This window comes from Streptomyces sp. 7R007, assembly GCF_054850255.1.
Genome location: NZ_JBTWMV010000011.1, coordinates 200,809 through 226,666, shown reverse-complemented (window position 1 = coordinate 226,666; position 25,858 = coordinate 200,809). Strand labels below are relative to the sequence as shown.

Here is a 25,858-nt window from a genome sequence, read left to right as displayed (position 1 = left end):
ACCTCGCGTCAGTATGGTCCGATGGGAGAGCGAGTCATCGGCCACATAGAAGGCGTCGTGCCCGGGGAGGTCTTCCCTCGGCGGACAGATGTGAGGAATGCCCATCTGCACGGCGACACCATGCGAGGAATATCTCGACTGAAGGACTATGACGGTCTCTACGTCGCCGACGCCATCGTGCTCAACGGTGGCTACGTGGATGACGAGGACGGTTGGACCTGGGTCCAGTACACAGGTGCCTCTCCTGATGAAGACAAAGCGCCGGGCGGCAAGACCCTTCTTCGTAGTCAATCGTGGGAATACCGCGACAATGCGGCACTGAAGCTCAGCTACGAGCGGGGCTACCATATTCGCATTATTCGCGGCCCTAAAGGTGACCCGCGCTACTCACTCAAAGAGGGCTACAGGTACGACGGTCTGTATCAGATCACGGCCATACGCACGGCGACGTCGAAATCTCCTGCCCCTCATGGCTCGGCCATCGACATCTGCCAGTTCCACTTGGAGCGCCTGCCGCAACCAGAGCAAGAGCTGACGCCGATGGAGCGCAGAGTTGCCGAGGTGCTCGTGCAGCAAGAAGAGCTGCTCGATGGGAAAGCTGGCACCACGTCCGGTGGTGCAGCGGACCAGCCCTTCGCGGAAGATGAGAAATTCCCCGTAACCCGCGCCGCGCGCATTCAGCGCATCGTGCGGGATGCTGCGGCAGCAAGGCGGGTCAAGGAGCTCTATGACCATGAGTGCCAGATCTGTGGCCTGCGCTTGGTAGGTGCAGACGGGAAGCCGTACAGCGAGGGTGCACACATAAAGCCCTTGGGGAAGCCGCATGAGGGCCCGGACGTGGAACGCAATATCCTCTGCCTCTGCCCCAACTGTCACGTCAGCTTGGACATAGGGGCGATAGTCATCGAGGATGACTGGTCAATCGTCGTACGCACTGGATTGTTTGGCGGGAACGTGCGCAGACAGCTCAAACGGCATAAGAAGCACAACGTGCATGAGGAGTACGTGCGTTATCACCGCAGGCAGTGGCAGCACTCGAGCGGCCCCAGCACGCTCTAGGCCGGGGCGCACTCCACGCGGCTTACCGATTGAGCGGGGTTGAGCTGACTCGTTGCGCTGACTACTGAGCCCCGTGGCACCCTTCGTAAACCCGCCCCGACCCACACCAACAAGCCGTCCCCCGCTGTGGCGGCCACTCCACCGCTCGTCCCCGGGCCGCCAGGGTCGTCGCGTACTGCGGGAGCAGGTCCGTGTCTGCGGGGGACGTGCTCTCCGAGGCTGCGAAGGCCTCGTAGGACGGGACCGTGCCGGTGACGATGCCGAGGTTCGGGGTGCCGGAGGCGGCCAGTTCGCGGAGGGACGCCTCTATCGTCGCCAGGTGCTCCTCGTGGGAGGGGTACTCCGCGGCCAGGCTGGGGTACGCCTCCACCAGTTCCGCCAGTTCGTCCGCCGGCCAGTGCAGGACCGCCACCGGGAAGGGGCGGGAGAGGGCCTCGCGGTAGGTGCCCAGTTCCGCGCGCAGGCGGCTGATCTCCGCGGCCAGTTCGGCGGGGTTGTCCGAACCGAGGGACCAGATGCGCTTCGGGTCGTGGAGTTCGTCCAGGGAGACCGGCGAGGAGTGCAGAGAGTCGGCCAGGGTGTCCCACTCGTCGTGGGCCGCGCCCAGCATGCGGCGGACGCGGTGGCGGCCGTAGAGGAGGGGATGCGTCGAGTACGGGGGCTCCGGCACGTCCGTCAGGAGCAGGCGGGCCGCCTCCGTGAACGTCTTCTCCGCCGCCTCCAGCTCGTCGTGCGACTCCAGCGCCTCCGCCACGATCACCCAGGGCGCCGGATCGCGCGGGGACGCCGTGCGGACGCCCTCGATGATTGCCCGGGCCTCGGCCTCGTGGCCGTACTCCCAGAGGTTGGAAGCCTTCAGGGCGCGGATCAGGTAGGGGTTCTCCAGGCCGTCCGCGGAGGACAGCAGGCGGTCGTAGAGCGCGGTCGCGGCGGGACGGTCGCCGGCCAGTTCCAGGTGGGCCGCGGCCTGGAGGAGGAGGGCCTCGGCGTCCTCGGGGTAGAGGCCGGCGGTTCGCTCCAGGCGGGCCGCTTCGGCGGTGTGGTCGACGTTCTCGGCAGGCGTGTCGGGGCGCATGGGGGACACCGTACTGCCGACCGGTGACAGAGAGGAGATATACGCAGGCCAGGGGTGGCGGGAGTGCTACGGCTCTACGCTGACCGGCATGGGCGACAGCGACTTCGCGGATCTTCGGGGTACGGAGTTCGAGCGGGTCGACATGGCGGGTGCGCGGTTCACCTCCGTGGGGCTCAGGGGGGCCGTCTTCCGGTCCTGCGAGCTCGGCGGGGTGGTGATGCGCGGCGTGGAGATGGCCGACGCCAGCATCGACGGGGAGGTGCGGAACCTCGTCGTCAACGGGGTCGACGTGGTGCCGTTCGTCGAGGCGGAGCTGGACCGGCGGTATCCGGAGCGGGTGAAGTTCCGGCCGGTCGACGCGGACGGGTTCCGGGAGGCCTGGGACGTCGACGAGCGGCTGTGGGAGGCGACCGTGGCGCGGGCCCGGCGGCTCCCGGAGGAGGCACTGCACGCCTCGGTGGGCGGCGAGTGGTCCTTCGTGCAGACCTTGCGGCACCTCGTGTTCGCCAGTCAGGCGTGGGTCGTGCGGTGCGTGCTCGGCCAGGCGCGGCCCTGGCATCCGCTGTCCCTGCCGTGGGACGAGATGAGCCCGCGCGAGGGCGTGCCGCACGACCGTGACGTGCGGGCCCCGCTGGCGGAGGTGCTCGCCCTGCGCTCGGAGGTCATGGGAGTCGTCCGGGGCGTGATCGACGGGCTGAGCGACGAGAAGCTCGACCGGCGGACCGAGCCGGCCGTGGGGCCGGGGTGGCCGGACGAGGGGGCGAGTTTCACCGTGCGGGAGTGTCTGCTCGTCGTACTCAACGAGGAGTGGTGGCACCGGCGGTTCGCCGAGCGGGATCTGGACGCCCTGGAGGGGCGGGGCTGATGGATCTTGTCTTCACCGGGCGGGTGATCGAGTGGCGGGGACCCGCGCCGTACTACTTCGTGCCCGTGCCGGTAGCGGAGTCCGCCGACATACGGGAGGTCGCCGCCCTGGCCAGCTACGGGTGGGGGGTGGTGCCGGTCGCCGCGCGGCTGGGGGGAGCCGCCTTCGATACGTCCCTGTTCCCGAAGGACGGCGGCTATCTGCTGCCGCTGAAGGCGGCCCTGCGGAGGGCGGCGGGGGTGGAGGCGGGGGAGGTCGTGCGGGTGGAGATGACCGTACGGCTGTAGGGGTGGCCAGGGTACGGCCGTGGAGGGGGCTGCCAGGGTACGGCTGTGGAGGGGCGGCGCCCGGTCCGTTCGGTCCATTGGTCCGTCAGTCCGATCGGTGCGTCCGGTGCGTTCGCCGCCGTCCCACCGGGCCCCGCCCTCTGATCCGTACGCCACTCAGATCGTCACGCCGTCGATCTGCAATGTCTGTACCGACTTCGCCGGGAACTGCACCGCCACCGACTTGCCGGAGAGGTAGGTGTCCGAGTACGCCCTGTATCGGTCGCCGCCCGTCGTCACGGTGCACCAGCGTGGGACCAGGCCGCCCGAACCGCCGGTCACCGTGGTGAAGTCGGAGAGGTTGAAGGTGAGGGTCTGGGCGGACGTGGCGGTGTTGAGGGCGACGATCACCAGGCGCTTGGCGCTCGCGTCGTAGGCCGCCACCGCGTAGCTGACGCCCGTGTCGAGGATGGTCATGCCGGGGCGGATGTGCCGGCTGAACTGGGCCATCGTGTAGTACTTCGTCTGCACCGCGCCCGCGGTCAGCGTGTCGGCGTCGTACGCGATCATCGCCCAGTTCGTGGACGGGTCCATGACCTGCCAGTAGACCCACGCGGTGGGGTGCAGCCAGCGGAAGTCGTAGAGCAGGTTGAAGGCGAGGGTGTAGCCGGTGCCGTCGTTGTCGCCGGTCTCGGAGTTCCACAGCGCCTTGCCGGCCGTGGTCACCACGTCCGTGTAGAGGAGGTCGCGGCGGCCGCCGGAGCCCTGGTAGCCGTGGACGTTGACGCGGTTGACGTACCCCTTCGTGGTCGAGCTGAAGGAGTTCCAGGTGGTGCGGGCGAGGTCGTAACTGGTCTCGTCGGACGCGGAGATCTTCGTGCTCGTCAGGCCGCGGCTGTCCAACTCGCTGCGCAGATACGGCAGTACGGCGGCCTGGACCGTCGCGTCGATGTGGCAGCCCTCCTGCGTGCCGGTGGCCGTCCACCAGCTGGAGCTGGGCTCGTTGAAGGCCTCGACGGTCGAGAAGTTCACGCCCCAGTTGTTCTTGGCGTGCAGGGCCACGGCGGCGAGGTGGGAGGCGTGCTGGCGGTAGTTCCAGGACTGGAGGTTGTTGCCGCCGTCGGCGGCGCCGGACGGGTTGTGGTTGTAACACATCCACCACATGGGGGAGTTGGCGAACAGCTCGCTGATGGCGCCGCGCTGGGTCGCCTTCACCAGCATCGCCCGCTGGGTGGCGTCGGCCGTCCAGTCCCAGGCCGAGGAGGTGGGGTCCTCGTTGTTCCAGTCCTGCCAGTACCCCTCGATCTGCTTGAACGCGGGGATGTTGGGAGAGGCGACCATGCTCTCGCCGCCCACGGTGTTCCCACTGCACGCGCCGAGGTTGTAGCGGGCGATGTTCAGGCCCAGGCCGGGCAGTGACGTGCCGTTGTAGGTCGTCGACTTGGTGGTGAAGAAGATGTCGGCGAAGTCGTCCCGTGCGCCGAACACGTTGGCCCACCAGGCCAGGGAGGTGCCCCAGCCCTCCCAAGTGCCGTATTTCGTACCGGGGTTGACGGAGACCGTGGCGTCCGCGTGCGCGGTGCCGGTCGCGAGGGCGCTGCCGAGGAGGGTGCCGCCGGCCGCGGCCAGCAGGGTTCTGCGTCGGATCATGGCTTCTCCGATGTGGTGGCCTGTCCCGTTCATGCCACGAGGAAGCATCGGGCGTGACGCGTGGGGTTGTCGAGGGTTGCGACAGCCCTTTCTCAAACCTATGTACGAAGTACCGGACAGGGCGGACGAGGCGCTGTGGGACTGGTGAGTTGAGGGACGGGCGCTTATCGTGCGGGCGGCCCGGGAGGAGGTGGGCGGGATGCGCACGCGGGTGCCCGTCGTCCAGCACAGCAGCCGGCGAAGGCTCGCCCGGCGCCGGCGCGCGCTGTGGACCGGCGGCGAACTCCTCGTCACCGCGGGGGTCGTGCTGCTGCTCCTCGTCGTCCACCAGCTGTGGTGGACGAACCGGGAGGCGAAGCGGGGTGCGGAGCGCAGGGTGGAGGCGCTGGAGCGGGAGTGGCGGGCGGGGGTGGGGGACGGGGATGGCGGCGGACGTACGGCGGTTCCGGCTCCGGACGGGTCAGCCGACCCGCACTCCGGCACCGCCGCGCACCGGGCGACGAGCGGCACCGGCCGGCAGACGCCCGCCCTCTCCCAGGCCTACGCCATCCTCACCATCCCCCGCCTCGGCGTCCGCGCCCCCGTCGCCGAGGGCGTCAGCAAGCGGGACGTCCTAAACAAGGGCTACGTCGGCCACTACCGCGGCACCCAACAGCCGGGGCAGCTCGGCAACTTCGCCCTCGCCGGTCACCGCAACACCCACGGCGAGCCCTTCCGGTACATCAACCGGCTGCGGGCGAAGGACGTCGTGGAGGTGGAGACCAGAACCGCCGTCTACACGTACGCCGTCGACAAGACGCTGCCGCAGACGTCGTCGCGCGACGCGGGCGTGATCCGCCCGATCCCCCGCTCGACCCTGAAGCCGTCGTACGGCTACACGACCCCCGGCCGCTACATCACCCTCACCACCTGCACCCCGGAGTACACGTCGAGGTACCGCCTGGTGGTGTGGGGAAGACTCGTCTCCACCCACCCGCGGTCGTGAACCGGCGGAAGGGCGAAGGGGGGTGGGGAGGAATGAACGCAGCCGGCATGGCGTCCGGGCCGGGTCGTCCACGTGGTGCCGGGCCTTGGTCCGTGGCACTGCGTCGGCCTACGACCGGTGGGTCGCCCCTCGTTCCCGCAGTACCACCACTCCCACCGCCGCCAGCAGTGCCAGTCCCGCGGAGACCAGTAGGGCGGTGTTCGAGCCGTGGCCGAGGCCGTCGCTTGATGACGTGACGATGGCGATCGTGAGGGCGACGCCGGCGCAGGAGCCGATGTAGCGGAAGGTCTGCTGGGCGCCGGAGCCCATCGCGGCCCGGGCCGGCGGGACGGACTCGACGGAGAGGAGGGGGAGCGCGGCGTTCAGGAGGCCGCTGCCGACGCCGCCGAGGATCAGGCCGGGCAGGAGGCGGTGCCAGGAGCCGGAGTCGATCGCGCCGAGCATGGTCAGGACGCCGGCCGCGTGGAGGGCGAAGCCGACGGCCAGTTGGTGGCGGGGCGGCACCCGGCCGGCCAGCCGCTTGGCCTGGAGGGCGACCGCGAAGGAGAGGCCGGACCACAGGAGGAAGAGCCAGGCCGTGTCCATCGGGGACAGGCCGAGGACCTGCTGGAAGAGCACCGGCAGGAAGCTGAAGAGGCCGATCACCGCCAGGCCCGTGAACAGGCCGCCCACGGAGGACGCCAGGAAGCCCGGGCGGCGCAGCAGGCTCAGGTCGATCATCGGGGTCGGCGTCCGTCGCTCCAGCACGGCGAAGAGGGCGAGGAGCAGTACCGTCGCCAGGAACAGGCCGCCCACCTCCGCGCGCAGCCAGCCGTCCCGGCCCAGGGTGAGGGCGGCCACCAGGGACACCAGCGCCAGCCCGAACGTCAGCGCGCCCGGGATGTCCGGGCGGCCACCCCGCGGCGAACGGGACTCCGTCAGCGGGCGGACGGAGAGCGCCGCCACCAGCAGCGCCGCCGCGCCCAGCACGCCGTACGCCACCCGCCAGTCCGGCATCGCGCCCGCCAGCAGCGGACCGGCCGCGATGCCGCCGCTGACGAAGGCGCCCCACACGCCGGTGGCGTGCAGCCGGCCGCGCGGAGAGGGGAACGCCTGCACCAGCAGGCCCAGGCTGCTCGCCAGGATCGCCGCGCTCGCCGCTCCCTGCGCGATGCGGGTCAGCGTGAACAGCCAGGTGGAGGAGGCCAGCGCGCTCAGGGCGGTGGTGATGCCGAGGGTCAGCGTGCCGGCCAGGAAGATCCGGCGGCGGCCGTAGTCGTCGGCGAGGCTGCCGGCGACCAGGAGGACGGCGGCGAGGCCGAGCGGGGTGCCGTTGATGAGCCACGCCTGCGCGGAGAGCGGGGTGTGCAGGGCGGCGGCGGTGTCGCGGAGGGTGACGACCGGCGCGGTGTACGTCATCAGGGTGACGGCGGTGGCCGCGCTGGTCAGGGCGAGGGTGGCGCGCGGGTGGCCGGGCGCCGGGTGGGGGTGCGCCGGGGGTGTGGGGGTGGCGGAGGAGGTGGAGGAGACGCCGGAAGAGGCGCCGGAAGAGGCGCCGGCAGGAGTCGTGGGGGCGGGGGCGGGGGCGGAGGACGGGGGGAGAGTTCGTTCATTGAACCTTGGCATGTGTAGCACCGTAGCACTGTCGGTTCGGTGATTGAACCAAGGTGGTGGAAAGTGGTTACAGTGGAGGGCATGGCACTCGGCAAGGACTACGCGACACAGGAGTGCTCCATCGCCCGCGCGCTGGAGATCATCGGCGAGCGGTGGACCCTGCTCGTCGTCCGCGACGCGCTCTACGGCGTCCGGCGCTACAACGACTTCCTCAACCACCTCGGCATCCCCCGGGCCGTCCTCTCCACCCGCCTGCAGATGCTGACCGCCGAGGGCATCCTCGAAAAGCGGCGCTACCAGCAGTCGCCGCCCCGGGACGAGTACGTGCTCACCGACCGCGGCACCGCCCTGTGGCCGACCCTGCGCTCCCTGGGCGTGTGGGGCCGCGAGCACTTCGGCGAGACGAAACTGCGCGTCTTCCGCCACGCCGACTGCGGCACCGAACTCGGCTCGTACGGCGAATGCCCCGCGTGCGCAGCCGTCGTACCCGTCCAGGACGTCGTGATGGCACCGGGCCCCGGGCTCGACCCCCACCCCGTCGACCCCGTCAGCCGGGCCCTGCTGCGGCCGAAGCGGCTCCTGGAGCCGATCGACATCGACGCGACCCGGTCACCGGGGGAGTGAGCGGCCGGCGGCTACGGTCCAGTACGTGAACCGGGTATTGCGGAGTGCCCGTTGAGCTTGGAGGATCGACCAGTCCTCCGATGGCTGCACCCATCGGTGGGGCGCCCGCGATCGAGGGAGACTGGGATCATGAAGCTGCTGCGAGTCGGACCGGTGGGAGCGGAGACGCCCGCGCTGCTCGACGGCGAGGGGGTGCTGCGGGACCTGACGGGCGTCGTGGCCGACATCGACGGGACGGTGCTCGCCGACGACGCGGCGCTCGGCCGGATCCGCGCCGCCGCCGACGCCGGTGAGCTGCCCGCGCTGGACGCGACGGGGCTGCGGATCGGGCCGCCGCTGGGGCGGATCGGCAAGGTCGTGTGCATCGGCCTCAACTACCACGACCACGCCCGCGAGACGGGCGCCGAGCCGCCGTCCGAGCCGGTCGTCTTCTTCAAGGCCGCGGACACGGTGGTCGGGCCGAACGACACGGTGCTCGTCCCGCGCGGCTCGGTGAAGACCGACTGGGAGGTCGAACTGGCCGTCGTCATCGGACGTACGGCCCGCTACCTGGAGTCCGCCGAGGCCGCGCTCGGACATGTCGCCGGGTACGCGGTCGCGCACGACGTGTCCGAGCGGGAGTTCCAGATCGAGCGGGGCGGGACCTGGGACAAGGGCAAGAACTGCGAGACGTTCAACCCGCTCGGCCCCTGGCTGGTCACCGCGGACGAGGTGCCCGACCCGCAGAACCTCTCCCTGAAGCTGTGGGTCAACGGCGAGTTGAAGCAGAACGGCACGACGGCCGAGCAGATCTTCCCGGTCGGCGAAGTGGTGCGCTACGTCAGCCAGTTCATGACCCTCTACCCCGGTGACGTCATCAACACCGGTACGCCGGCCGGGGTCGCGCTGGGACAGCCGGAGCCCAAGCCCTTCCTCCGCGCGGGGGACGTGGTGGAGCTGGAGATCGAAGGGCTCGGGCGGCAGCGCCAGGAACTCAAGGACGCCTGAGTGTTCGTGAGGGCCCGAGCCCTCGAGTACGCCCGAGCCCTCAGCGCTTGAGGAACTCCTCCAGCGCCTCGACCACGAACCGGTGGTCCTGCAACTGCGGCAGCCCGCTTACCGTCACGGCGCCGATCACACCGACGCCCTCGACGGTGATCGGGAAGGAGCCGCCGTGCGCCGCGTACCGGTCGGGGTCGAGGCGCGAGGAGTCCTCGAACGTCGTGCCCTTGGCCCGGAACCGGGCGCCGACCAGGTAGGACGCCGAGCCGTAACGCTCCACCACCCGGCGCTTGCGGGCGATCCAGGCGTCGTTGTCCGGGGCCGAGCCGGGCAGCGCGGCGTGGAAGAGCTGCTGACCGGTGCGGTGGATGTCGATGGCGACCGGCGCCTGCCGCTCCCGCGCCAGCTCCACCATCAGCGAACCCAGCGCCCACGCGTCGTCGTAGGTGAACTGACGGAACACCAGGCGCCGTTCCTGCGCCTCCAGTTCCTCCAGCGGCGGGGTGATCTCGGGCTGGAACTTCGGGGTCAGCTCGGTGTTGTGCGTCACAGCGTCACCACCACTCCGTCGCGGGCCGACCGGCGGGCCGCCTCCAGCACGTCGAGGGCGGCCGCGGCCTCCACGGCGGTCACCGGGTTGGCACCGCCGTCGGTGAGGGCCCTGGTCACGGCCGCATAGTACGCGGGGTAGTCGCCGGGGAGGGTCGGCTCGGCGCGCCCGCCGCCGGTGACCGGGGACTCGCCGGAACCCACCCGGCCCCACAGCGCCTCGGGCTCCAGACCCCAGTCCGGCGGCCCCGGACGCCGGCCCTCCCGCAGGGCCGCCTCCTGGGGGTCGAGACCGTACTTGACGTAACCCGCCCGCGAGCCCAGCACCCGGAAACGCGGCCCGAGTTGGGCGGTCGTCGCGGAGACGTACAGGTGGGAGCGGACGCCGCTCGCGTGGGTGAGCGCGATGAACGTGTCGTCGTCGGCCTCGGCGCCGGGGCGGCGGACGTCGGACTCGGCGTAGACCTGCGCGGCGGGGCCGAAGAGGACCAGCGCCTGGTCGACGACGTGGCTGCCGAGGTCGTAGAGCAGACCTCCGATCTCTGCCGGATCGCCGGACTCCCGCCAGCCGCCCTTCGGTTGCGGCCGCCACCGCTCGAAACGGGACTCGAAACGCCATACGTCGCCCAGCTCGCCGTCGGCGAGGAGCTTGCGCAGGGTGAGGAAGTCGTTGTCCCAGCGGCGGTTCTGGAAGACGGAGAGGAGCAGTCCGCGCTCCTCGGCGAGGGCGGCGAGCTCGCGCGCCTCGGCCGCGGTGCCGGCGAGCGGCTTGTCGACGACGACCGGGAGCCCGGCCTTCAGGGCGGCGGTCGCGAGCGGGACGTGCGTCTTGTTGGGCGAGGCGACGACGACCAGGTCCAGTTCGCCGGCGCGGTCGAACAGCTCGTCCGCGGTGGCCGCCACGCGCACGCCGGGGTGCTCGGCGCGGGCCTGCCGCGCGCGCTCGGGGTTGGCGGTGACCACCGTGTCGAGGGCGAGGCCCTCGGTGGCGGCGATCAGCGGGGCGTGGAAGACGGATCCCGCGAGGCCGTAGCCGACGAGGCCGACACGGAGGGGGGTAGCAGTCATGCCGTCCACTTTGGCAACGCTGTTGCGGAAGTGCAAGTGTGGGGGAGAATGCCGGGGTGGAGCGAGTGCGGAGTGGTGAGCCGGGGCGGCAGCGGGCGGGCGCGGCGAATCTGCCGGCGGTGCGCAGTCACAACACCGCGCTCGTGCTCGACCTGCTGCGCACGGCCGGAGCGGAGGGCATCAGCCGGCTCGAACTCGCCGAGCTCACCGGGCTGACCCCGCAGGCCGTCAGCAAGATCACCGCACGGCTGCGGGCGCAGGGGCTCGCCACGGAGGCGGGGCACCGCGCGTCGACGGGCGGCAAGCCGCGCACGGTGCTGCGGCTGGTGCCGGGGGCCGGGTACGCGGTCGGCGTGCACCTGGACCGGGACGAGCTGCGGGCGGTGCTGGTGGATCTCACGGGGGCCGTGGTGGGGGAGCGGCGGGGGGCGGTGGATCTCGGGGCGGGGGCGGAGACGGTGCTGGGGGCGGTGGTACGGGAGACCGAGGCGCTGGCGGGGGAGGTGCGTGGCGCGCCCCCGCTTCCCGCGTCCGGTCCCACGTCCCTTCCCACGTCCGGCGTCACGTCCCTTCCCGCGTCCGGCGCCACTCCGCTTCCCGCGTCGGCCGCCACGCCCCTTCCCGTCTCCGGTGCGACCCTGCTTCCCGCGTCCGGCGGCACCCCGCTTCTCGGTGTGGGGATCGCCCTGCCCGGGCCCCTCGACCACACCCGCGGCGTTCTGCACCGCGTCACCGGATTTCCCGAGTGGGACGGCTTCCCGCTGCGGGACGCGCTGACGGAGCGGCTCGGGGTGCGGGTCGTCGTCGACAAGGACACCAACGCCGCCGCGCTGGGACTCGCCGTCGGCGGGGAGGCGGGGTCCTTCGCCTACCTGCATCTCGGGACGGGACTGGGCGCCGGGCTCGTCGTCGGCGGGGTCGTGCACCGGGGCGCGCGCACCGCGGCCGGGGAGTTCGGGCATCAGGTCGTCCAGCTGGACGGGCCGCCCTGCGGCTGCGGTGACCGCGGCTGCGTGGAGGCCCTGTGCCTGGCGGCCGTGGCTCGCGGCGACCTCGCGGAGGCGGCCCGTGTCCTGGGCGTGGCCGCCGGCAACCTGGTCGCCCTGCTCGACATCGACCTCGTCCTGCTGGGCGGCCGTACCGTGACCACCGACCCCGACGCCTTCGTACGGGGAGTCGCCACCGCCCTCACGGAACGCGCCCACCGCACGGGCGACCCACCGGTCCCGACCCGCCTCGCCACGGGGGGCGTCGCCGAGGGGGCCGCGCAACTGGTGCTGGGGCCGCTGTTCGGGCGCGGGGAGGGATGACGGGGGGCGCGTGACGGGGCGGGGCGCGGCGGACGGGTGGGATGCGTTGGAGGCGGGGGGATCAGCCGCTTACGCGGGGGCTGGCTGGGGTGTGCCGAGGTGCCGGAGGGGTCGGTGTACCGGACGGACCGGATGTGCTGGGCGGGCTGGACCTGCCGGGGGCGCCGAGGCGTCGTGTGCGCTGGACCTGCCGGGGGCGCCGAGGCGTCGTGTGCGCTGGACCTGCCGGAGGCGCCGAGGCGCCGCATGCGCCGGTCGAGTCGGTTGCCCCGGCGTCGCCGGTCGCGTCGGCACCGGGTGAGCCGGTCGCCGTCGAAACCGTCCTATGCCCGGTGGCCCCGCCTCATCCTGGCGGTCCTTGGCCCTACGTTCCGGCGGCCTCACCCCACCTCGGCGCTCCCGCCCCATCCCGGCGGCCCCGCCCCACCTCGACGCTCCTGCCTCGTCCCGGCGGCCCCGTCTCATCCTGGCGGTCCTTCGCCCTACGTCCGGCGGCCTCACCCCACCTCGGCGCTCCCGCCCCATCCCGGCGGCCCCGTCTCACGCCTGGCGGCAACGCCCCACCCCGGCGCTCCCGCCCCATCTCTGCCGTCCTCCTCCCCCAACGCCCGTCGGCGCCGCCCGTATCCGCTGATCGGGTGACCCCCCGCGCCCCCAGCGCGCGTCGGCGCCCGTCGTGTGCCCAGGCCCGGCATGATCACATGATCATGCGACTGTGCACGCCCCTGTCCCTCTGCCTAGCCGCAGCCGCCCTCCACCCCGCCTCGCCCGCGCAGGCGGCCGCCTCGCCGTCCCCGCCCCCCGCCGCCGGCTCCTCCTGCGCCGACGGCCCCCGCTTTCCCCTCACCACCCGCATCCACGGCGGCCCGGCGGTCTACGAAGCCGGGGGCGGGTACCGCACCTGGTATCTGGACCTCACCAACACCACCGCCCGGACCTGCGCGAACATCCACCCTGTTGTCGTGCTCGTCGACGAAGGGCACGCGCTCACCCCCGTCCAGCCGCGCCTGGAGTTCTACGACGGCTCCCGGCCGCACCCCGTCCGCCTGGAGACCACCGACGAGGACGAACTCGTGGGCGCCTTCGACGACGGCTTCCGCGGGTTCACCGTCGGCCCGCGCCGGACCGTCACCGTCAAGGTGCGGCTCGCGCTGGCCTCCGACGCCGTGCCGAACGAGGTCACCGCCAACGCGGCCGTCGTCCAGCGCCACGACGACGACGGCGACTGGGTGGGCCAGTCCAACGACTACCGCTTCCGCATCGAGGGCGGCCTCGACCCCGACACCGGTGCGGACACAGGTACCGGTATTCCTCCCAGCCCCGGGCCCTCCGCCACCGGCCCCGGCGGTCGCGGTGACTCCCTCGCCGCCGAGGTCGGCGAACTCGCCCGCACCGGCCTGGGCAGCCCCGGCCGTGCCCTCGCCGGCGCCGCCGCCCTGCTGGTCGCCGGCGGCGCCCTGCTGCTGGCACGCAGACGCCGCTGACCGCCGGGACCGGCACGGCGTCTCGCTCCTCGTACCGGACTGGACCGAGATCGACAGAACCCTCCAGGATGACGTCGACGACTGGAAATCCGCGACCGGAAACCGATCGCCGGATCGATAGTCTGAAGGTCACGCAGTACCGCGTACGTCAGGAGACGGCACCATGGCAGACCGCAAGCCCATCGAATCGTGGCTCACCGACATGGACGGTGTGCTCATCCACGAGGGCGTACCGATCCCCGGCGCCGACGCCTTCCTGAAGAAGCTGCGCGAGTCCGGCAAGCCGTTCCTGGTCCTCACCAACAACTCGATCTACACCCCGCGCGACCTGCACGCCCGGCTGAACCGCATGGGCCTGGAGGTGCCGATCGAGAACATCTGGACCTCGGCGCTGGCCACCGCCAAGTTCCTCGACGACCAGCGGCCGGGCGGCTCCGCGTACGTCATCGGCGAGGCCGGGCTGACCACCGCGCTGCACGACATCGGCTACATCCTCACCGACCACGAGCCGGACTACGTCGTCCTCGGCGAGACCCGCACGTACTCCTTCGAGGCCATGACCAAGGCCGTCCGGCTCATCAACGACGGCGCCCGTTTCATCTGCACCAACCCCGACGAGACGGGCCCCTCCACCGAGGGCCCGCTCCCGGCGACCGGCGCGGTGGCCGCCCTGATCACCAAGGCGACCGGCAAGAAGCCCTACTTCGCGGGCAAGCCGAACCCGCTGATGATGCGGACCGGCCTGAACGCGATCGGCGCCCACTCCGAGACCAGCGCGATGATCGGTGACCGCATGGACACCGACGTGCTGGCCGGCATGGAGGCCGGCATGCAGACGTTCCTCGTGCTCACCGGCCTGACCCGGCCCGGGCAGATCGAGGACTTCCCGTACCGGCCCTCCAAGGTCGTCGACTCGATCGCGGACCTGGTCGACCGGATCTGAAACCTCCCGTACGGCGATTTCGACCCGTTCGGAGCAGCCGGACCCCGCTGCGGATGCGGGGCCCGGCCTGCGGGAGGAGCCTCCAGATAACTGGAGGTTCACGATGGGTTCCATAAAAGTCACTCTCTGTGCTTCTCTCGGCGCGGCGGTGCTCGCCGCCGTCGCCGCCGCCGCACCGACGGCGTACGCGGGGGACGGGGGCGTCTCGGTCAGCCCGTCGTCCCCGGCGCCCGGCAGCGACGTGTCGCTGCGCGTGAGCGGCTGCGCGGAGAAGACCGCCACGGCCGTCTCCGCCGCCTTCGTGGCGGACGCGCGCCTGGTCGCCGCCGACGGCACCCTGGTCGGCGAGACCCGGGTCCGCACCTCGCTGGAGGTGGGCACCTACAGCGTGACGATCACCTGCGGCGGCTCCCGCACGCGGGGGACGATCACCGTCGCCGACGCCCCGGCGCACCCGACCGCGCCCGCCTCGCCCGTCGCCCCCGTCCACGCGGGCGGCGGCGGCACCGCGCACCTGGCGTCGGCGGACGCCCACGCCGCCGGTCCCGGCACGGCGCACGCGGTGACCGGCCTGGTGCTCGCCGCCCTCGCCGCGGGCGCCATCGCCCTGCGCGGCGGCCGCCGGAGCCGCGGGACGGACTGAGCCGCATGTCCGACCGTGAGCGTTCCTCCGGTTCCGCACGGCTGGTGACGGGCGTGGCCTGGGCGGTGCTGCTGCTCGGACTGTGGCTGTGGGGGCGGGAGGTGACCGGCCCGCCGGGCCTGTCCTCCCCGGCCACCGGTGACATGGCGGCCGTCGGACGCCCACCGGACGTGCAACTGCCGCCCGCGGTGCAGCCGTTGGGGAAGGCCGTGCCGCAGCGCCTGGACATTCCCGACCTGCGCGTGCAGGCGCCGGTGGTGGCGCGCGGCCTGGACGCGCAGGGGGCGATCGACCCGCCGCCCTTCGACCAGGCGGGAGTCGTCGGCTGGTACGCGGCCGGGGCGGCACCCGGGGCCGCCGGCACCGCGCTGATGGTCGGGCACGTCGACACCGAGACCCGGCCCGCCGTCTTCTACAAACTCAGCGCCCTCACACCCGGGGAGACCATCCGGGTCATCCGCGACGACGGCCGTGTGGCCGAGTTCACCGTCGATGACGTCCAGGTCCAGGCCCGCGACCACTTCGACGCCCGGCAGGCCTACGGCCCCCACCGCGCCGGCCGGGCCGAACTGCGGCTGATCACCTGCGGCGGCACCTACGACCGGACGACCCGCGGCTACACGGCCAACGTGATCGTGTCGGCGTACCTGACGGGTACCGGGATATAGAACTCCGGGGCAACTATCGGTGTCCGTCGGGTGTCTGAGGGGCTGACGGGGCGAACGGCGCCCCGTGGGAGGGGAACCCCGGATGATCAACCGCAGACGCGGGGCGCGGATGGCGCTGGCGGCCTGCGCGGCCGTCGCCGCCGCCTGGCTGCCCGGCACCTCCGCGCAGGCCGCCGACGGTCCGGTCGTACACATCGACGTGCTGCGCGACGAGGTCGGGCTGCCCGTGCCGCCGGACACCGACGATCCGCCGCAGATCAGCTGGGGCCTGGTCAACGACGGTCCCGGCACGGCCGAGGACGTCACCGTCAGCATGGACCTGAGCGAGGTCGCGAGCTGGGTCACCGTCAACGGCAAGGCGGCGCAGGACGTCTACACCTGGCCCACCATGGACGCCGTGCCCGAGGGCGACAACGCCGGCTACCTCGCCGACCTCAACGCCAAGCCCGGCACCCCGCTCGGCACCACCGGCACCGTGACCCTCAGCGGCACCTCCGCCAACGGCACCGTGGTCTCCACGACCGTCCAACTGACGGCCGGCACGACGGAGTTGAAGGTCAACAAGCTGACCGACCGCGCGGGCGACAAGCCCGGCTCCACCATCGAGACACCGGTCACGATCAGCAACACGGGCACGCTGCCCGCCGAGGGCGTCCAACTGCGGCTGCTCACCACGGCCGGGCTGTCGTACGCCGACCGCTTCGCCAACTGCGTCTACTCCACCGTCTCCCCGGACCCGGCCGAGTACGACGCGACCCGGCAGGCGCTGTGCACCTTCGACACGGTCGTCGAGCCCGGCAAGAGCTACCGGCTGGACCAGCCGGTCGGCCTGGACGTCACGGACCAGGCCCTGTTCGAGTTCTTCGACGACCAGGCCCTGCCCCTGACCGGCGCCGCCCCGCCGGCGGGCGACGGGCCGAGGCTCTCCCTGGTCGCCGCCGGTGACGCGACCGGTGACGTGACCGCCTCGGGCCGGCAGAAGATCGACGCCGACAACACCGCCGACATGGTCGCCGGCGGCGACACCGCCGAGGGCGCACCCGGCGACACGGTGTACGTGGACGTCTCCCTCGGCGACCAGGGCCCGGCCCGGGTCGACTACAGCGCCGGCGACGACCAGCCCGCGCTGCTGCTGACCGTGCCCACCGGCACCGAGGCCGTGGAGATCCCGGACCGGTGCAGCGTGTGGGACGACGAGGCGAAGGCCGGCACCGGCGAACGCACGCCCGGCGCACCGCAGTACCTGTGCAACCCGAGCCCGCGTGTCTTCGAGGCCGGCGACACCCGCACCTTCCGGTTCGGCCTGAAGATCCGCGCGAACGCCGGGACCACCACCGGCGAGGCCCGCGCCACCACGGCGTACGGCAACACCATGACGTTCGACGACCGCCACGACAACGACACCGCGGCCGTCACGGTCGAGGTCGAGGGCGGCGGCACGGACCCCTCGGCGAGCGCCTCGGCCTCGCCGTCCACCGCCGCCGCGGCGGGCGACGGCAACGATCCCCGGGCCCAGACGGTCTCCGACGCGGCCGCCACCGGCTCCCTCGCCGGCACCGGCGCCTCCGGCGTCCTGCCCGTGGCCGCCGCCACGGGCGCGGGGGCGCTGCTGCTGGGCGGTGCGCTGGTCCTCCTCGTCCGGCGCCGGCGGAGCTGACGGCCGGTTCCACCACCGGGCCACCTGGCCCGGTCGGCGGCCCGCTCCCCCCGAAACCGCCGACCGGGCTGGTCCTCGACCGCGCGCACGGGCTGCGGGAGTAACCCGGCGACCGGCGGGAGGCTTTGGACAGCCACAGTGGGGGATTGAGCGACCGGGGGCTGGGGTCGTCTGGAAACGACTCTAGAACGGATGAGCTCCCGGGCATAGAGGCCGATTGACGCCAAGTCCGGGACTGGTGGCCCTGCGTCATGACCGCAGGTGATACGCGATTCTACGAGCCCTCACCGGGCTCCGCCGCGTCCTGGCGCAGCGGCGCCCGGCCGTCCTCGGAACGCTCGACGACGGCCCGCGCGACCTCGTCCAGCGGCAGCCGGCTCCGGCGCGCGTACTTCCGCAGTGTCACGAACGCCTGGTCCGCCGTGGTGCTCCAGCGCTCGGCGAGCATGCCCTTGGCCTGCTCGATGCGCACCCGGCTGTACAGCGCCTGCTGCAACTGCCCGGACTGGTCCCGGTATTGGGTGTACTCACGGTGGTTCTGCAGTCCGACGGCCGCCGCGTCGGCGAGGTACTGGGCCACTTGCAGCTCCGGCGCGGTGCCCTCCGCCGTGCTGTCGGGCATGGTCGGCACGAACACGTTCAGCGCGCCCAGCAGCGTCTCGCGCCGGCGCAGCGGCACCGCGAAGGTGGCCGCGATGTCGTGGCTGAGGGCCCGTTCGGTGAAGTCCGGCCAGCGGGCGGCCGCGTGCGCCACCCGGATCGACACGGGCGGCACCGGCCGGCCGGAGCCGTAGCTCTCCAGACAGGGCCCGCCGCCGCTCTGGGCCTCCAGCAGTTCCAGCGCCACGCTCTCCTGCCGGCTGCTGCCCGCCAGCGACACCGTACCGCCGCCGTCGGCGAACATGATCCCGGCCGCCCGCGCCGCCAGCAGCTCCACGCAGTGGTCCGCCACGCGTCGCAGGTACCCCGTGGCGTCGAAGCCGTCCGTGAGCGTGTCCGCCGCTTCCACGAGAGCCGCCGCCAACCGCAGTTCCCGGGTGGAGTGTCGCATGACCGAGCACACCCTTTCCCAGCTCGCTCGCCTCCGTCGGACCCGCGCCCACCCCTCCAACGATCCTCGCTGTAACAGGTCCCCGACAAGCCCGCCGCGCCCTCGTGGCCCCACGCCGCGTATGTCAGGATTGAGCCTCGGACGGTACACCCGAGGGGGAGTGGATGTACGGCAGCTGGGGGGCCGGGGTACGGACGTCCGCGCTGGTGCTGGGGGCGGCACTGCTGGTCGCGGGATGCTCCTCCGGGGGCGGCGGCGACGACCGGGACGCCGGCGCGAAGATCACCCAACAACCCAAGGAAGCCGACCCGTTCTGGGTCAACCCGGACGGCAACGCGGCCCGTCAGGTCGCCGCCTACCTGAAGGCGGGCAAGGACGCCGACGCGGAGCAGATCCGCAAGATCGCCGAGCAGCCGACCGGCGAGTGGATCGGCCCGGAGAACCCCGAGCAGGAGGCGCAGGGCTTCACCGAGGCCGCCGAGCGGGCCGGCCGCACGGCCCTGCTCGTCCTCTACAACATCCCGCACCGCGACTGCGGCCAGTACTCCCAGGGCGGCGCCGCCGACGGCGACTCCTACCGGGCCTGGATCGACCAGGTCGCCCAGGGCATCGGCGACCGCGCGGCCACGGTGATCCTGGAACCGGACGCCGTACTGCACCTGGTCAACGGCTGTACGCCGGCCCGGTACCAGGAGGAGCGCTACGACCTGCTGCGCGGCGCGATCACCAAGCTCAAGTCCCTGAAGAACACGAAGGTGTACCTGGACGCGGGCAACGCCGGCTGGAGCCACCCGGACCAGATCTGGCAGCCGTTGCAGGAGGCCGGCATCGCGCAGGCGGACGGCTTCGCCGTGAACGTCTCCAACTTCTACTCCACGCAGGACTCCATCGCCTACGGCAGGCAGCTGGCCGCCAAGGTGGGCGGCAAGCACTTCGTCATCGACACCAGCCGCAACGGCAACGGCCCCTACACGGGCGGGAAGCCGGACGAGAACTGGTGCAACCCGCCCGGCCGGGCGCTGGGCGAGACCCCGACGACGAAGACGGCCGACCCCCTGGTCGACGCCTACCTGTGGGTCAAGCGCCCAGGGGAGTCGGACGGCGAGTGCAAGGGCGGCCCGAAGGCGGGGCAGTGGTGGGCGAGTTACGCACTCGCCCTTGCCAAGGCCAGCGACTAGTCACGGCACCTTGACCCACTGCGCCTTGCTCGGCGTCCCCTGGTCGTCGTCCACGAAGAGCATGTACCACCCCGAGGTCACCAGGTTCCGGTTCTTCGGCACCGTCACCGTGACCTTGTTCCCGGACGTCGTGAAGTCCAGCGCGACCGACCGCTGGTCCACGTCCGTGACGTGCGTCGAGGCGCTCGGCCGGATCAGCCGCACCTTCTTGATCGCGGAGGCCTGCGGAGACGTGAACGTTCCCGAACCGCCCCGCGCGATCGTCTGCGGACCGCCCGACAGCGACGGCCGCGAGTCCCGGTACAGGTACGGCGGGGTGTAGATCTCGATCCGCTGCTCGAAGCGGCCCGGCTTGGTGTTCGCCTTGTCCCCGTACAGCGAGTCCGACCCGAAGAACATCACCCGCCCGTCGGGCAGCAGGATCGACCCGGAGTGGTAGTTGCGGCCCACCAGGGGGTCGGCCACCCGCTCGAAGGTGTTCGTGTCCGGGTGGTAGATCCGCGCCTGACGGATGTTGGAGTCGCTGCGCCCGCGGTAGTCCTCCGAGCCCCCGGACACCAGCACCGTGTCGTCCGGCAGGATCGACGACTGCGGGTACCGCGTCCCCTTCTCCAGCGACGGCCCGTCCACGAAGCGCGGGTTGTCGTCCTTGAGGTCGATGATCCGCGTCTTGTTGCTGGACAGCTTGGACTCGCCGACCCCGCCCCCGCCGATCACCATGTACTTCTCGTCCTGCGCCGGGGGCAGCAGCACCGTGCCGGACGTCTCCATCATGTTCGGGTCGCTCAGCCCCGGCAGCTTGGTGAACTTGTTGGTGTCGACGTCCCAGATGCCCGGGTCACGGCCCACGTTGTCCGGCCCGTACCCGGCGTTCGACCCCGAGTAGAAGATCTTGCCGTTCTGCATGAGGAACAGCGCCGGGTAGGTCGGGAACTGCCGGATCTTGGAGGTGTACGTCCACTTCCTGGTCTTCGGGTCGAAGACCTCGTTCTTGCCCGGCACCAGCTGCCCGATGTCGTCGAGCCCGGAGACGCTGAGGATCTTGCCGTTGCTCAGGGTGGTGAGCGTCGGGTACCAGCGGGCCTCGTTCATCGGGTCGACCTTGATGTACTTCTCGGCGACCGGATCGAACTCGTAGGCGTTCCTGATGCCCTGGAAGTCCTTCTTGTCGAGCGCGAGCTTCTGCGCGATGCCGTACGTGTTGCGCGCGTCGGCGCCGGTCAGGCCCTGGACGGCGTAGTTGTCCTGGGTGCCGGTCTCGTACTTGGCGCCCTCCTTCTGCGCCTCGACGTAGATCCGGCCGAGACCGGGGTCGTTGCGCAGGAACTTCCCGGTCTTCGGGTCGAACACCTTCTTCGCGCGCGGCACCAGCACCGGGTCCTTGGAGACGAAGGTCTTGCCGTTCTCCTTGCCGGTGAAGCGGGTGCCCGCGGGCAGCGTGATCGGCTTGTCCGGGTTCTCGTTGTGGACGATCATCAGGCCGCCGGCCTTCTTCACGTCGCCCTTGAGCTTCTCGTACCGCTTGGTCCCGCCGGCGATCAGCAGGTTGCCGTTGGCCAGTTGGGTGTGCCCGGTGCAGAACAGGTCGGCCGGGGTCGGCACCTTCTTGATCGTGCCCTTGACCGGGTCCCAGATCCGGGTGTCGAACTTCTTCGCGTCGAAGTTGTCCTGGTTGTTGCCCGAGCCGGCGATCAGCAGCACCTTGCCGGTGCGCAGCAGGGCCGCGTGGATGGTGTCCTGGCGGTACTCCTTGGGGAACTCGATGATGTCCCAGTGCCCGTTGTCCGCTTTGTACTCGGGCTTGTTGATCTGGTACTGGTGATACTTCTCGGTCCCGACGCGGTACAGCCAGGGCCCGTTCATCCCGGCCAGCGCGAGCACCACCGCCGTACCGATCGCGAGTCGTCGGGCTCGGCGTCGGCCTGCACGGTCGTTCATTCCTTACGTCCCCCAAGTCCACCCAGTGCGATCTGCATCGTCTGCTCCCCCGTCGAACCCGCCGCGCCCGTCGGGCCGGTCGTGTCCGGCGCGACCCAGGCCGGCTTCTGCCCCGAACCGTGCGGGGCCGCCGCGTACTGCGCGGGCACCGCGTCCTGCGGTTCGGCCGCGGGCGGTGAGGTCCGGTGCTGCCGCAGCTGGTAGCGCCAGGCGAAGACGGGCGAGGCGGTGATCAGCAGGGCGAACGTGGCCCAGATGATCATCGCCGGGTGCGAGTGCCCGAGCACCAGACCGGCGGCGATCGAGCCGCCGAAGACCAGGATGAAGAACAGGTGGATGCGGAAGGTCCCGAACAGGGTGTCGGGGCTGGCCGAGTCGCCCTTGGGCGTCACCACGAACTTGCTCTTGCGGCGCAGTACGGCGTCCATCAGCGAGCGGGCGTAGATCGGCGCCGACAGCGCCGACATCACCATGCCCGCCACCCCGCCGGAGCCCTCCGGCTCGTGCGGGGAGACGTTGTGCCGGCGGTTCCAGACGTACAGGCCGATCTGCAGCGCGGACGCGTTGCCGTACAGCATCAGCCAGACGGTCGGGTCGATGTTCACACCCGAGGCGCCCAGGCCCAGGAACAGCGCACAACTCAGCGCCGCCAGGATCCAGTTGAGGGCCGACATCGGGTAGAAGATGATCATCATCGTGTAGTTGAAGAGCTTGCCCGGCGGCAGCGAGAACCAGCCCTTCCAGTACTGCTTCAGGATCGTCTCGTACGTCCCCCGCGACCACCGCAGCTGCTGCGTGAAGAAGTCCGTCCAGGCGGCCGGGCCCTCGCCGACGGCGAGCACGTCCGGCGTGTACACCGAGCGCCACTTGCGGCCCGTGGCCGGGTTGCGGTGCCGGTGCATCTCGAAGCCGGTGGCCATGTCCTCGGTGATCGAGTCGTACAGCCCGCCGATCTGCTTGATCGCCTTGATGCGTACGGCGTTCGACGTACCGACGAACATCGGGGCGCCGTAGCGGTTCCCGGCCCGCTGGATGAGCGCGTGGAAGAGGAACTGCTGGGACTCGGCGGCCTTGGTGATGGGGTTGTCGTAGTTGCCGTACACCTGCGGGCCGATGACGAAGCCGACGTCCGGGTCGCGGAAGAAGCCGAGCATCCGCTCCAGGTAGTTGGGCAGCGGCACGTGGTCGGTGTCGACGGAGGCGAAGAAGTCGTAGTCGTCGCCGTGCGCCTGGAGCCAGGCGTTGTAGTTGCCGTGCTTGGTCTTCGCGCGGTGCGGGCCCTTGGCCTGGTTCCACTGCGGGACGCCCTTGCGGGTGAAGTGGTGCACGCCGAGGCGCTCGCAGACCGCCTTCACCTCCGGGTCGTCGCCCTCGTCCAGCAGCCAGACGTGCAGCAGACCCCGGTGGCGCAGCCGGACGGCCGCCTCCAGGGTCTTCGTCACCATCTCCAGGGGTTCCTTGCCGGGCACGTACGTCGTGATGAACGCCACTCTGGTGCCGGTCTCCGGAACCACCGGGACGGGGTCGCGGGCGACCAGCGTGGCGTGCGCGTTGGACAGCACGTTCATGCAGCGGAAGAACTCGATCAGGCCGATCGAGACCAGCATCACGACGTCCAGCACGGGCAGGAAGTCGAAGGCGGGATAGTCGCGTTCGGTCCAGTGCTGCGGCTGGAGCAGCCAGGCCAGCAGGACCAGCGACAGCAGCGGGGCCGCGCCCAGCATCAGGGCGGCCCGGACGCGGTGCGGCTCCTGCGAGAGCAGCGAGCGGTACTGCACCCTGTACGGCTTGCCCGGGTCGGGCTGGGTGAGGGGACCCGCCAGCCGGCTGTAGTGCTCGTAGTCGTATCTCGGCAGGGTCTTCTTGATCCGGCGGAACTGGCCCGTGGTGCTATTGCGGTGCCCCGGCACCCGGAGCCGGGTGGTCTCGGACGGGTCGAAGTCGTGCCGGGCGCCCGTCGGCGTCGACGTCATGAGTCATCCCCCCACACGCGGGTGACCGCGTGTTGTGTCGGTCCTTGCCGCCCGCGCCGGTCCCCCTCGACCTTCACGGACGTGTCAGTGGTGGGCCTCAGTCACCACGCATCGCACACACAGAGACATGGGACCGAGCCCTTCCGGTTGCATCATGCCCCCCTCGGCATGGCCTCGTGAACGGGGCCCCCTATCCCCGCAGACCGGTGCAACCGCTTACTTGCCCCCCAACTGCCGCGAATCCGCAGCATCTTGGAGAACAGGGTTCTACGGTGTTCAGCATGATCGCAAGATGCGAAACGCGCTGTTTACCGGTCATACGCGCGCATTGTGGTGCCAGTGGGGGTGTCTTGTAGACACGTTGTGGACAGCCGTGCGCGGATGTTCCCGAAGTGCTTCCTTATGGCGTCCTCGGCCCGCACCGAGTCCCCGGAGCGCACCGCGTCCACGATCTCCCGGTGCTGCCGGCAGGTGACCCGGGGATCCTGCGGGGTGCCGCCGAGATCGGTGTGCACGCGGTGGAAGGCGTCCCAGAACGCCTCCAGGACCTCGCCGAGCAGCACGTTCCTCAGCCCCCGGTACAGGGTGGCGTGAAACGCGCGGTCGGTCTCGGCCAGCCCGGCGCCCCCCTGGGCCGCCTGCTCGTCCATCCGGTCCACCAGCGCGTCCAGCGCGGCGAGGTCGGACTCCGGGATGTGCCCCGCGAGCCGCGAGATCAGCCCCGTCTCCACCGCCTCGCGCAGCTCCAGCAACTGGAGCAGGGAGTCCTCGCCCCGGTAGTGCCCGGCGACCGTGCGGAAGGCCAGGCCCTCGATCATCGGGGCGAGGGACATCGGGCCGACGTAGGTCCCGAAGCCGTGCCGGATCTCCACGATGCCCATCGCCTGGAGCGCCTTGAGCGCCTCGCGCACCGAGTTCCGGCTCGCACCCAGGAACTCCATCAGTTCCGGCTCGGTCGGCAGCGGGGCCCCGGAGGCCAGCCTGCGGTCGACGATGAGCTTCTTGATCCGCTCCTGGAGGTCACGCGCTGCCATGGCCAGAGCGTATCCGGCCAAACACGGAGAAGGCCCCCCGCCGGGCGAGGGGCCTTTCCTGTCGTGCGCCGCCAGGGACTCGAACCCCGGACCCGCTGATTAAGAGTCAGCTGCTCTAACCAACTGAGCTAGCGGCGCCCGCTGACGTCGTAGACCTTAGCATCCTGATCGGCGGACGACGAAATCGATATCCGCACCGCCTGCCGGGCCGCCCGTACGGCCGCCCACAGCAGTACCTCCGGGCCCGGCAGCCACGGGTGGCGCGTGTCCGGGGCGACCAGCCAGCGCGCCGCGGCGGAGGGGGCGCCGCCCAGCAGCGCCGGGACGGTGACCGCGTCGCCGCTGCCGTGGCACAGCAGCGGGGGGATGTTCCCGCCGCGCCCGCCCCACTCCTCCCAGCGCATCAGCGACGGCAGCCGGGGCGCCGTACCCGGCGCGGCGAACAGCAGCATGCGGCCGCGGAACACCGCCACCGGCCCCGATCCGGGCCCCTCCTCCCACAGCCGGTCGACCATCCGGCGCCCGAACAGCGCGGGCACGCTGACGACGTCGAAGACCGAGCCGCAGGGCAGCACGACCGGGGCGTCCGGCCGCTCCTCCCAGAGCGCCAGGGTGCTGCGGGGATACGTTCCTGCCGAGGCGAGCCACGCGGCTCCGTCCGCGGTGACCCCGCAGACGTCGAGGGTGTCCGAGAACGGCTCCTGCACTTCGCTGCTCATGGCATCTACATCTACCTGTCGTGAGCGCTTCGTTCCGGAGGGTTGCGGAAATTCGGGACAACGCGGGGGCGGACGGGGTATCTTGCCCGCCTGGCATATGCCCCCGGGCTCACACCGGGTCGGCGGTGCCCGCCCCCTCGGCCCCGCTCATCAGGTCCCGCCCGAACTCGACCATCTTCTTGGCATAGTCCTCGGTCCACTCGGCGTGCTCCGCGATGTCCGCCGCGGTCAGCCGGTCGAACCGCCGCGGGTCCGCCAGCTGCGCCGCCGCCATCGCCTGGAACTCCACCGCCCGGTCCGCCGCCGCCCGGAACGCCTGCGCCAGCTCCGTGGCACGGGCCAGCAGCGCCCTCGGGTCGTCGATCGACTCCAGGTCGAAGAAGTGCTCCGGGTCGGCGGCCGCTTCCGCGGGCTCGAAGAGCAGGGGCGCGGGGCGTAGCCGCGGTTCGTTCCGACGCGGCGTGGGCTCCGCCATGTCTTCTCCTTCTCGTACGTCGCTGCCGACCCGTCGGTGAGTGGGCCACCGTCCATTGTCCCGCGACCGC

24 protein-coding genes and 1 tRNA gene are annotated in these 25,858 nt (G+C 71.4%); 13 read left to right on the top strand and 12 right to left on the bottom strand.

The features are described from left to right. The first annotated feature begins 21 nt into the window (after positions 1-21). Complete coding sequence (locus ACYF6T_RS17465) at positions 22-1,059, top strand: YDG/SRA domain-containing protein (RefSeq protein WP_461697399.1); 1,038 nt, start codon at positions 22-24, stop codon at positions 1,057-1,059. A gap of 61 nt (positions 1,060-1,120) precedes the next feature. Here ACYF6T_RS17465 and ACYF6T_RS17460 read toward each other — a convergent pair whose 3' ends face one another. Next, entirely contained in the window at positions 1,121-2,134 is a 1,014-nt protein-coding gene (locus ACYF6T_RS17460; RefSeq protein ID WP_461697397.1) for a YecA family protein, read from the bottom strand. Positions 2,135-2,222: 88 nt separating this feature from the next. Here ACYF6T_RS17460 and ACYF6T_RS17455 point away from each other — a divergent pair, with 88 nt between their 5' ends. Both ACYF6T_RS17455 and ACYF6T_RS17450 read left to right on the top strand, forming a co-directional pair. Further along, entirely contained in the window at positions 2,223-2,999 is a 777-nt protein-coding gene (locus tag ACYF6T_RS17455) for a DinB family protein (protein WP_461697396.1), read from the top strand. Next, positions 2,999-3,286 (top strand): DUF1905 domain-containing protein, encoded by a 288-nt coding sequence (locus ACYF6T_RS17450; protein WP_461697394.1) that lies wholly within the window; start codon positions 2,999-3,001, stop codon positions 3,284-3,286. The genes ACYF6T_RS17455 and ACYF6T_RS17450 overlap by 1 nt, the downstream gene beginning before the upstream one ends. Before the next feature lie 156 nt (positions 3,287-3,442). Here ACYF6T_RS17450 and ACYF6T_RS17445 read toward each other — a convergent pair whose 3' ends face one another. Next, positions 3,443-4,915, bottom strand: a complete 1,473-nt coding sequence (locus ACYF6T_RS17445; RefSeq protein WP_461697393.1) for a glycoside hydrolase — start codon at positions 4,913-4,915, stop codon at positions 3,443-3,445. A 199-nt stretch (positions 4,916-5,114) separates the two neighbouring features. On the opposite strand from ACYF6T_RS17445, the gene ACYF6T_RS17440 reads away from it, so the two are divergent. Continuing rightward, positions 5,115-5,900 (top strand): class E sortase, encoded by a 786-nt coding sequence (locus ACYF6T_RS17440; protein WP_461697392.1) that lies wholly within the window; start codon positions 5,115-5,117, stop codon positions 5,898-5,900. Between the two features lie 108 nt (positions 5,901-6,008). Here ACYF6T_RS17440 and ACYF6T_RS17435 read toward each other — a convergent pair whose 3' ends face one another. Beyond that, the gene (locus ACYF6T_RS17435; protein ID WP_461697391.1) at positions 6,009-7,505 is read right to left on the bottom strand and encodes an MFS transporter; all 1,497 of its coding nucleotides are present in this window, start codon (positions 7,503-7,505) and stop codon (positions 6,009-6,011) included. 69 nt (positions 7,506-7,574) lie between these two features. On the opposite strand from ACYF6T_RS17435, the gene ACYF6T_RS17430 reads away from it, so the two are divergent. Further along, the gene (locus ACYF6T_RS17430; protein ID WP_461697390.1) at positions 7,575-8,117 is read left to right on the top strand and encodes a winged helix-turn-helix transcriptional regulator; all 543 of its coding nucleotides are present in this window, start codon (positions 7,575-7,577) and stop codon (positions 8,115-8,117) included. Between the two features lie 129 nt (positions 8,118-8,246). Continuing rightward, positions 8,247-9,104, top strand: coding sequence for a fumarylacetoacetate hydrolase family protein (locus tag ACYF6T_RS17425; RefSeq protein WP_461697389.1), 858 nt, complete (start codon positions 8,247-8,249; stop codon positions 9,102-9,104). Between the two features lie 40 nt (positions 9,105-9,144). Here the strand turns inward: ACYF6T_RS17425 and ACYF6T_RS17420 are convergent, their stop codons facing one another. Both ACYF6T_RS17420 and ACYF6T_RS17415 read right to left on the bottom strand, forming a co-directional pair. Then, a complete protein-coding gene (locus tag ACYF6T_RS17420) occupies positions 9,145-9,648 on the bottom strand; it encodes a heme-degrading domain-containing protein (protein WP_461697388.1) in 504 nt (167 codons plus the stop codon). After that, positions 9,645-10,715, bottom strand: a complete 1,071-nt coding sequence (locus ACYF6T_RS17415; protein ID WP_461697386.1) for a Gfo/Idh/MocA family oxidoreductase — start codon at positions 10,713-10,715, stop codon at positions 9,645-9,647. Before ACYF6T_RS17415 ends, ACYF6T_RS17420 begins: the two co-directional genes overlap by 4 nt. Before the next feature lie 56 nt (positions 10,716-10,771). On the opposite strand from ACYF6T_RS17415, the gene ACYF6T_RS17410 reads away from it, so the two are divergent. From ACYF6T_RS17410 to ACYF6T_RS17385, 6 genes are all read left to right on the top strand, one after another. Beyond that, on the top strand, positions 10,772-12,025 hold the full coding sequence (locus tag ACYF6T_RS17410) for an ROK family transcriptional regulator (RefSeq protein ID WP_461697384.1): 1,254 nt from the start codon (positions 10,772-10,774) through the stop codon (positions 12,023-12,025). Positions 12,026-12,726: 701 nt separating this feature from the next. Then, positions 12,727-13,509 carry a hypothetical protein gene (locus ACYF6T_RS17405; protein ID WP_461697383.1) on the top strand — a complete coding sequence of 261 codons (783 nt, stop codon included), beginning with the start codon at positions 12,727-12,729 and terminating at the stop codon, positions 13,507-13,509. A 163-nt stretch (positions 13,510-13,672) separates the two neighbouring features. After that, positions 13,673-14,452 carry an HAD-IIA family hydrolase gene (locus ACYF6T_RS17400; RefSeq protein WP_461697382.1) on the top strand — a complete coding sequence of 260 codons (780 nt, stop codon included), beginning with the start codon at positions 13,673-13,675 and terminating at the stop codon, positions 14,450-14,452. 103 nt (positions 14,453-14,555) lie between these two features. Continuing rightward, the gene (locus tag ACYF6T_RS17395) at positions 14,556-15,095 is read left to right on the top strand and encodes a hypothetical protein (RefSeq protein WP_461697380.1); all 540 of its coding nucleotides are present in this window, start codon (positions 14,556-14,558) and stop codon (positions 15,093-15,095) included. 5 nt (positions 15,096-15,100) lie between these two features. Further along, the gene (locus tag ACYF6T_RS17390) at positions 15,101-15,763 is read left to right on the top strand and encodes a class F sortase (RefSeq protein ID WP_461697378.1); all 663 of its coding nucleotides are present in this window, start codon (positions 15,101-15,103) and stop codon (positions 15,761-15,763) included. Between the two features lie 82 nt (positions 15,764-15,845). Further along, a complete protein-coding gene (locus tag ACYF6T_RS17385) occupies positions 15,846-17,420 on the top strand; it encodes a hypothetical protein (RefSeq protein WP_461697376.1) in 1,575 nt (524 codons plus the stop codon). 274 nt (positions 17,421-17,694) lie between these two features. Here ACYF6T_RS17385 and ACYF6T_RS17380 read toward each other — a convergent pair whose 3' ends face one another. Continuing rightward, complete coding sequence (locus ACYF6T_RS17380) at positions 17,695-18,471, bottom strand: ANTAR domain-containing protein (RefSeq protein ID WP_461697375.1); 777 nt, start codon at positions 18,469-18,471, stop codon at positions 17,695-17,697. Between the two features lie 164 nt (positions 18,472-18,635). Here ACYF6T_RS17380 and ACYF6T_RS17375 point away from each other — a divergent pair, with 164 nt between their 5' ends. After that, positions 18,636-19,649 (top strand): glycoside hydrolase family 6 protein, encoded by a 1,014-nt coding sequence (locus ACYF6T_RS17375; protein ID WP_461697374.1) that lies wholly within the window; start codon positions 18,636-18,638, stop codon positions 19,647-19,649. On the opposite strand, the gene glxA is transcribed toward ACYF6T_RS17375, so the two are convergent. The 6 genes from glxA to ACYF6T_RS17345 form a co-directional block, all read right to left on the bottom strand. Continuing rightward, complete coding sequence (glxA, locus tag ACYF6T_RS17370; protein WP_461697372.1) at positions 19,650-21,587, bottom strand: radical copper oxidase GlxA; 1,938 nt, start codon at positions 21,585-21,587, stop codon at positions 19,650-19,652. It lies immediately after the preceding gene. After that, positions 21,584-23,560, bottom strand: coding sequence for a glycosyltransferase family 2 protein (locus ACYF6T_RS17365; RefSeq protein WP_461697371.1), 1,977 nt, complete (start codon positions 23,558-23,560; stop codon positions 21,584-21,586). The genes glxA and ACYF6T_RS17365 overlap by 4 nt, the downstream gene beginning before the upstream one ends. A gap of 308 nt (positions 23,561-23,868) precedes the next feature. Further along, entirely contained in the window at positions 23,869-24,594 is a 726-nt protein-coding gene (locus ACYF6T_RS17360) for a FadR/GntR family transcriptional regulator (protein WP_461697370.1), read from the bottom strand. 64 nt (positions 24,595-24,658) lie between these two features. Further along, a tRNA-Lys gene (locus ACYF6T_RS17355) sits at positions 24,659-24,732 on the bottom strand. Continuing rightward, positions 24,723-25,313 carry a bifunctional DNA primase/polymerase gene (locus ACYF6T_RS17350; protein ID WP_461697369.1) on the bottom strand — a complete coding sequence of 197 codons (591 nt, stop codon included), beginning with the start codon at positions 25,311-25,313 and terminating at the stop codon, positions 24,723-24,725. The genes ACYF6T_RS17355 and ACYF6T_RS17350 overlap by 10 nt, the downstream gene beginning before the upstream one ends. Before the next feature lie 109 nt (positions 25,314-25,422). After that, entirely contained in the window at positions 25,423-25,788 is a 366-nt protein-coding gene (locus tag ACYF6T_RS17345; protein ID WP_461697368.1) for a hypothetical protein, read from the bottom strand. Positions 25,789-25,858 lie beyond the last annotated feature (70 nt).

Excerpts from the sequence above, each read along its gene's own strand:
- ACYF6T_RS17465 (WP_461697399.1), top strand. The coding sequence starts at position 22 with ATGGGAGAGCGAGTCATCGGCCACATAGAAGGCGTCGTGCCCGGGGAG.
- ACYF6T_RS17460 (WP_461697397.1), bottom strand. The coding sequence starts at position 2,134 with ATGCGCCCCGACACGCCTGCCGAGAACGTCGACCACACCGCCGAAGCG.
- ACYF6T_RS17455 (WP_461697396.1), top strand. The coding sequence starts at position 2,223 with ATGGGCGACAGCGACTTCGCGGATCTTCGGGGTACGGAGTTCGAGCGG.
- ACYF6T_RS17450 (WP_461697394.1), top strand. The coding sequence starts at position 2,999 with ATGGATCTTGTCTTCACCGGGCGGGTGATCGAGTGGCGGGGACCCGCG.
- ACYF6T_RS17445 (WP_461697393.1), bottom strand. The coding sequence starts at position 4,915 with ATGATCCGACGCAGAACCCTGCTGGCCGCGGCCGGCGGCACCCTCCTC.
- ACYF6T_RS17440 (WP_461697392.1), top strand. The coding sequence starts at position 5,115 with ATGCGCACGCGGGTGCCCGTCGTCCAGCACAGCAGCCGGCGAAGGCTC.
- ACYF6T_RS17435 (WP_461697391.1), bottom strand. The coding sequence starts at position 7,505 with ATGCCAAGGTTCAATGAACGAACTCTCCCCCCGTCCTCCGCCCCCGCC.
- ACYF6T_RS17430 (WP_461697390.1), top strand. The coding sequence starts at position 7,575 with ATGGCACTCGGCAAGGACTACGCGACACAGGAGTGCTCCATCGCCCGC.
- ACYF6T_RS17425 (WP_461697389.1), top strand. The coding sequence starts at position 8,247 with ATGAAGCTGCTGCGAGTCGGACCGGTGGGAGCGGAGACGCCCGCGCTG.
- ACYF6T_RS17415 (WP_461697386.1), bottom strand. The coding sequence starts at position 10,715 with ATGACTGCTACCCCCCTCCGTGTCGGCCTCGTCGGCTACGGCCTCGCG.
- ACYF6T_RS17405 (WP_461697383.1), top strand. The coding sequence starts at position 12,727 with ATGATCATGCGACTGTGCACGCCCCTGTCCCTCTGCCTAGCCGCAGCC.
- ACYF6T_RS17400 (WP_461697382.1), top strand. The coding sequence starts at position 13,673 with ATGGCAGACCGCAAGCCCATCGAATCGTGGCTCACCGACATGGACGGT.
- ACYF6T_RS17395 (WP_461697380.1), top strand. The coding sequence starts at position 14,556 with ATGGGTTCCATAAAAGTCACTCTCTGTGCTTCTCTCGGCGCGGCGGTG.
- ACYF6T_RS17390 (WP_461697378.1), top strand. The coding sequence starts at position 15,101 with ATGTCCGACCGTGAGCGTTCCTCCGGTTCCGCACGGCTGGTGACGGGC.
- ACYF6T_RS17385 (WP_461697376.1), top strand. The coding sequence starts at position 15,846 with ATGATCAACCGCAGACGCGGGGCGCGGATGGCGCTGGCGGCCTGCGCG.
- ACYF6T_RS17380 (WP_461697375.1), bottom strand. The coding sequence starts at position 18,471 with ATGCGACACTCCACCCGGGAACTGCGGTTGGCGGCGGCTCTCGTGGAA.
- ACYF6T_RS17375 (WP_461697374.1), top strand. The coding sequence starts at position 18,636 with ATGTACGGCAGCTGGGGGGCCGGGGTACGGACGTCCGCGCTGGTGCTG.
- glxA (WP_461697372.1), bottom strand. The coding sequence starts at position 21,587 with ATGAACGACCGTGCAGGCCGACGCCGAGCCCGACGACTCGCGATCGGT.
- ACYF6T_RS17365 (WP_461697371.1), bottom strand. The coding sequence starts at position 23,560 with ATGACGTCGACGCCGACGGGCGCCCGGCACGACTTCGACCCGTCCGAG.
- ACYF6T_RS17360 (WP_461697370.1), bottom strand. The coding sequence starts at position 24,594 with ATGGCAGCGCGTGACCTCCAGGAGCGGATCAAGAAGCTCATCGTCGAC.
- ACYF6T_RS17350 (WP_461697369.1), bottom strand. The coding sequence starts at position 25,313 with ATGAGCAGCGAAGTGCAGGAGCCGTTCTCGGACACCCTCGACGTCTGC.
- ACYF6T_RS17345 (WP_461697368.1), bottom strand. The coding sequence starts at position 25,788 with ATGGCGGAGCCCACGCCGCGTCGGAACGAACCGCGGCTACGCCCCGCG.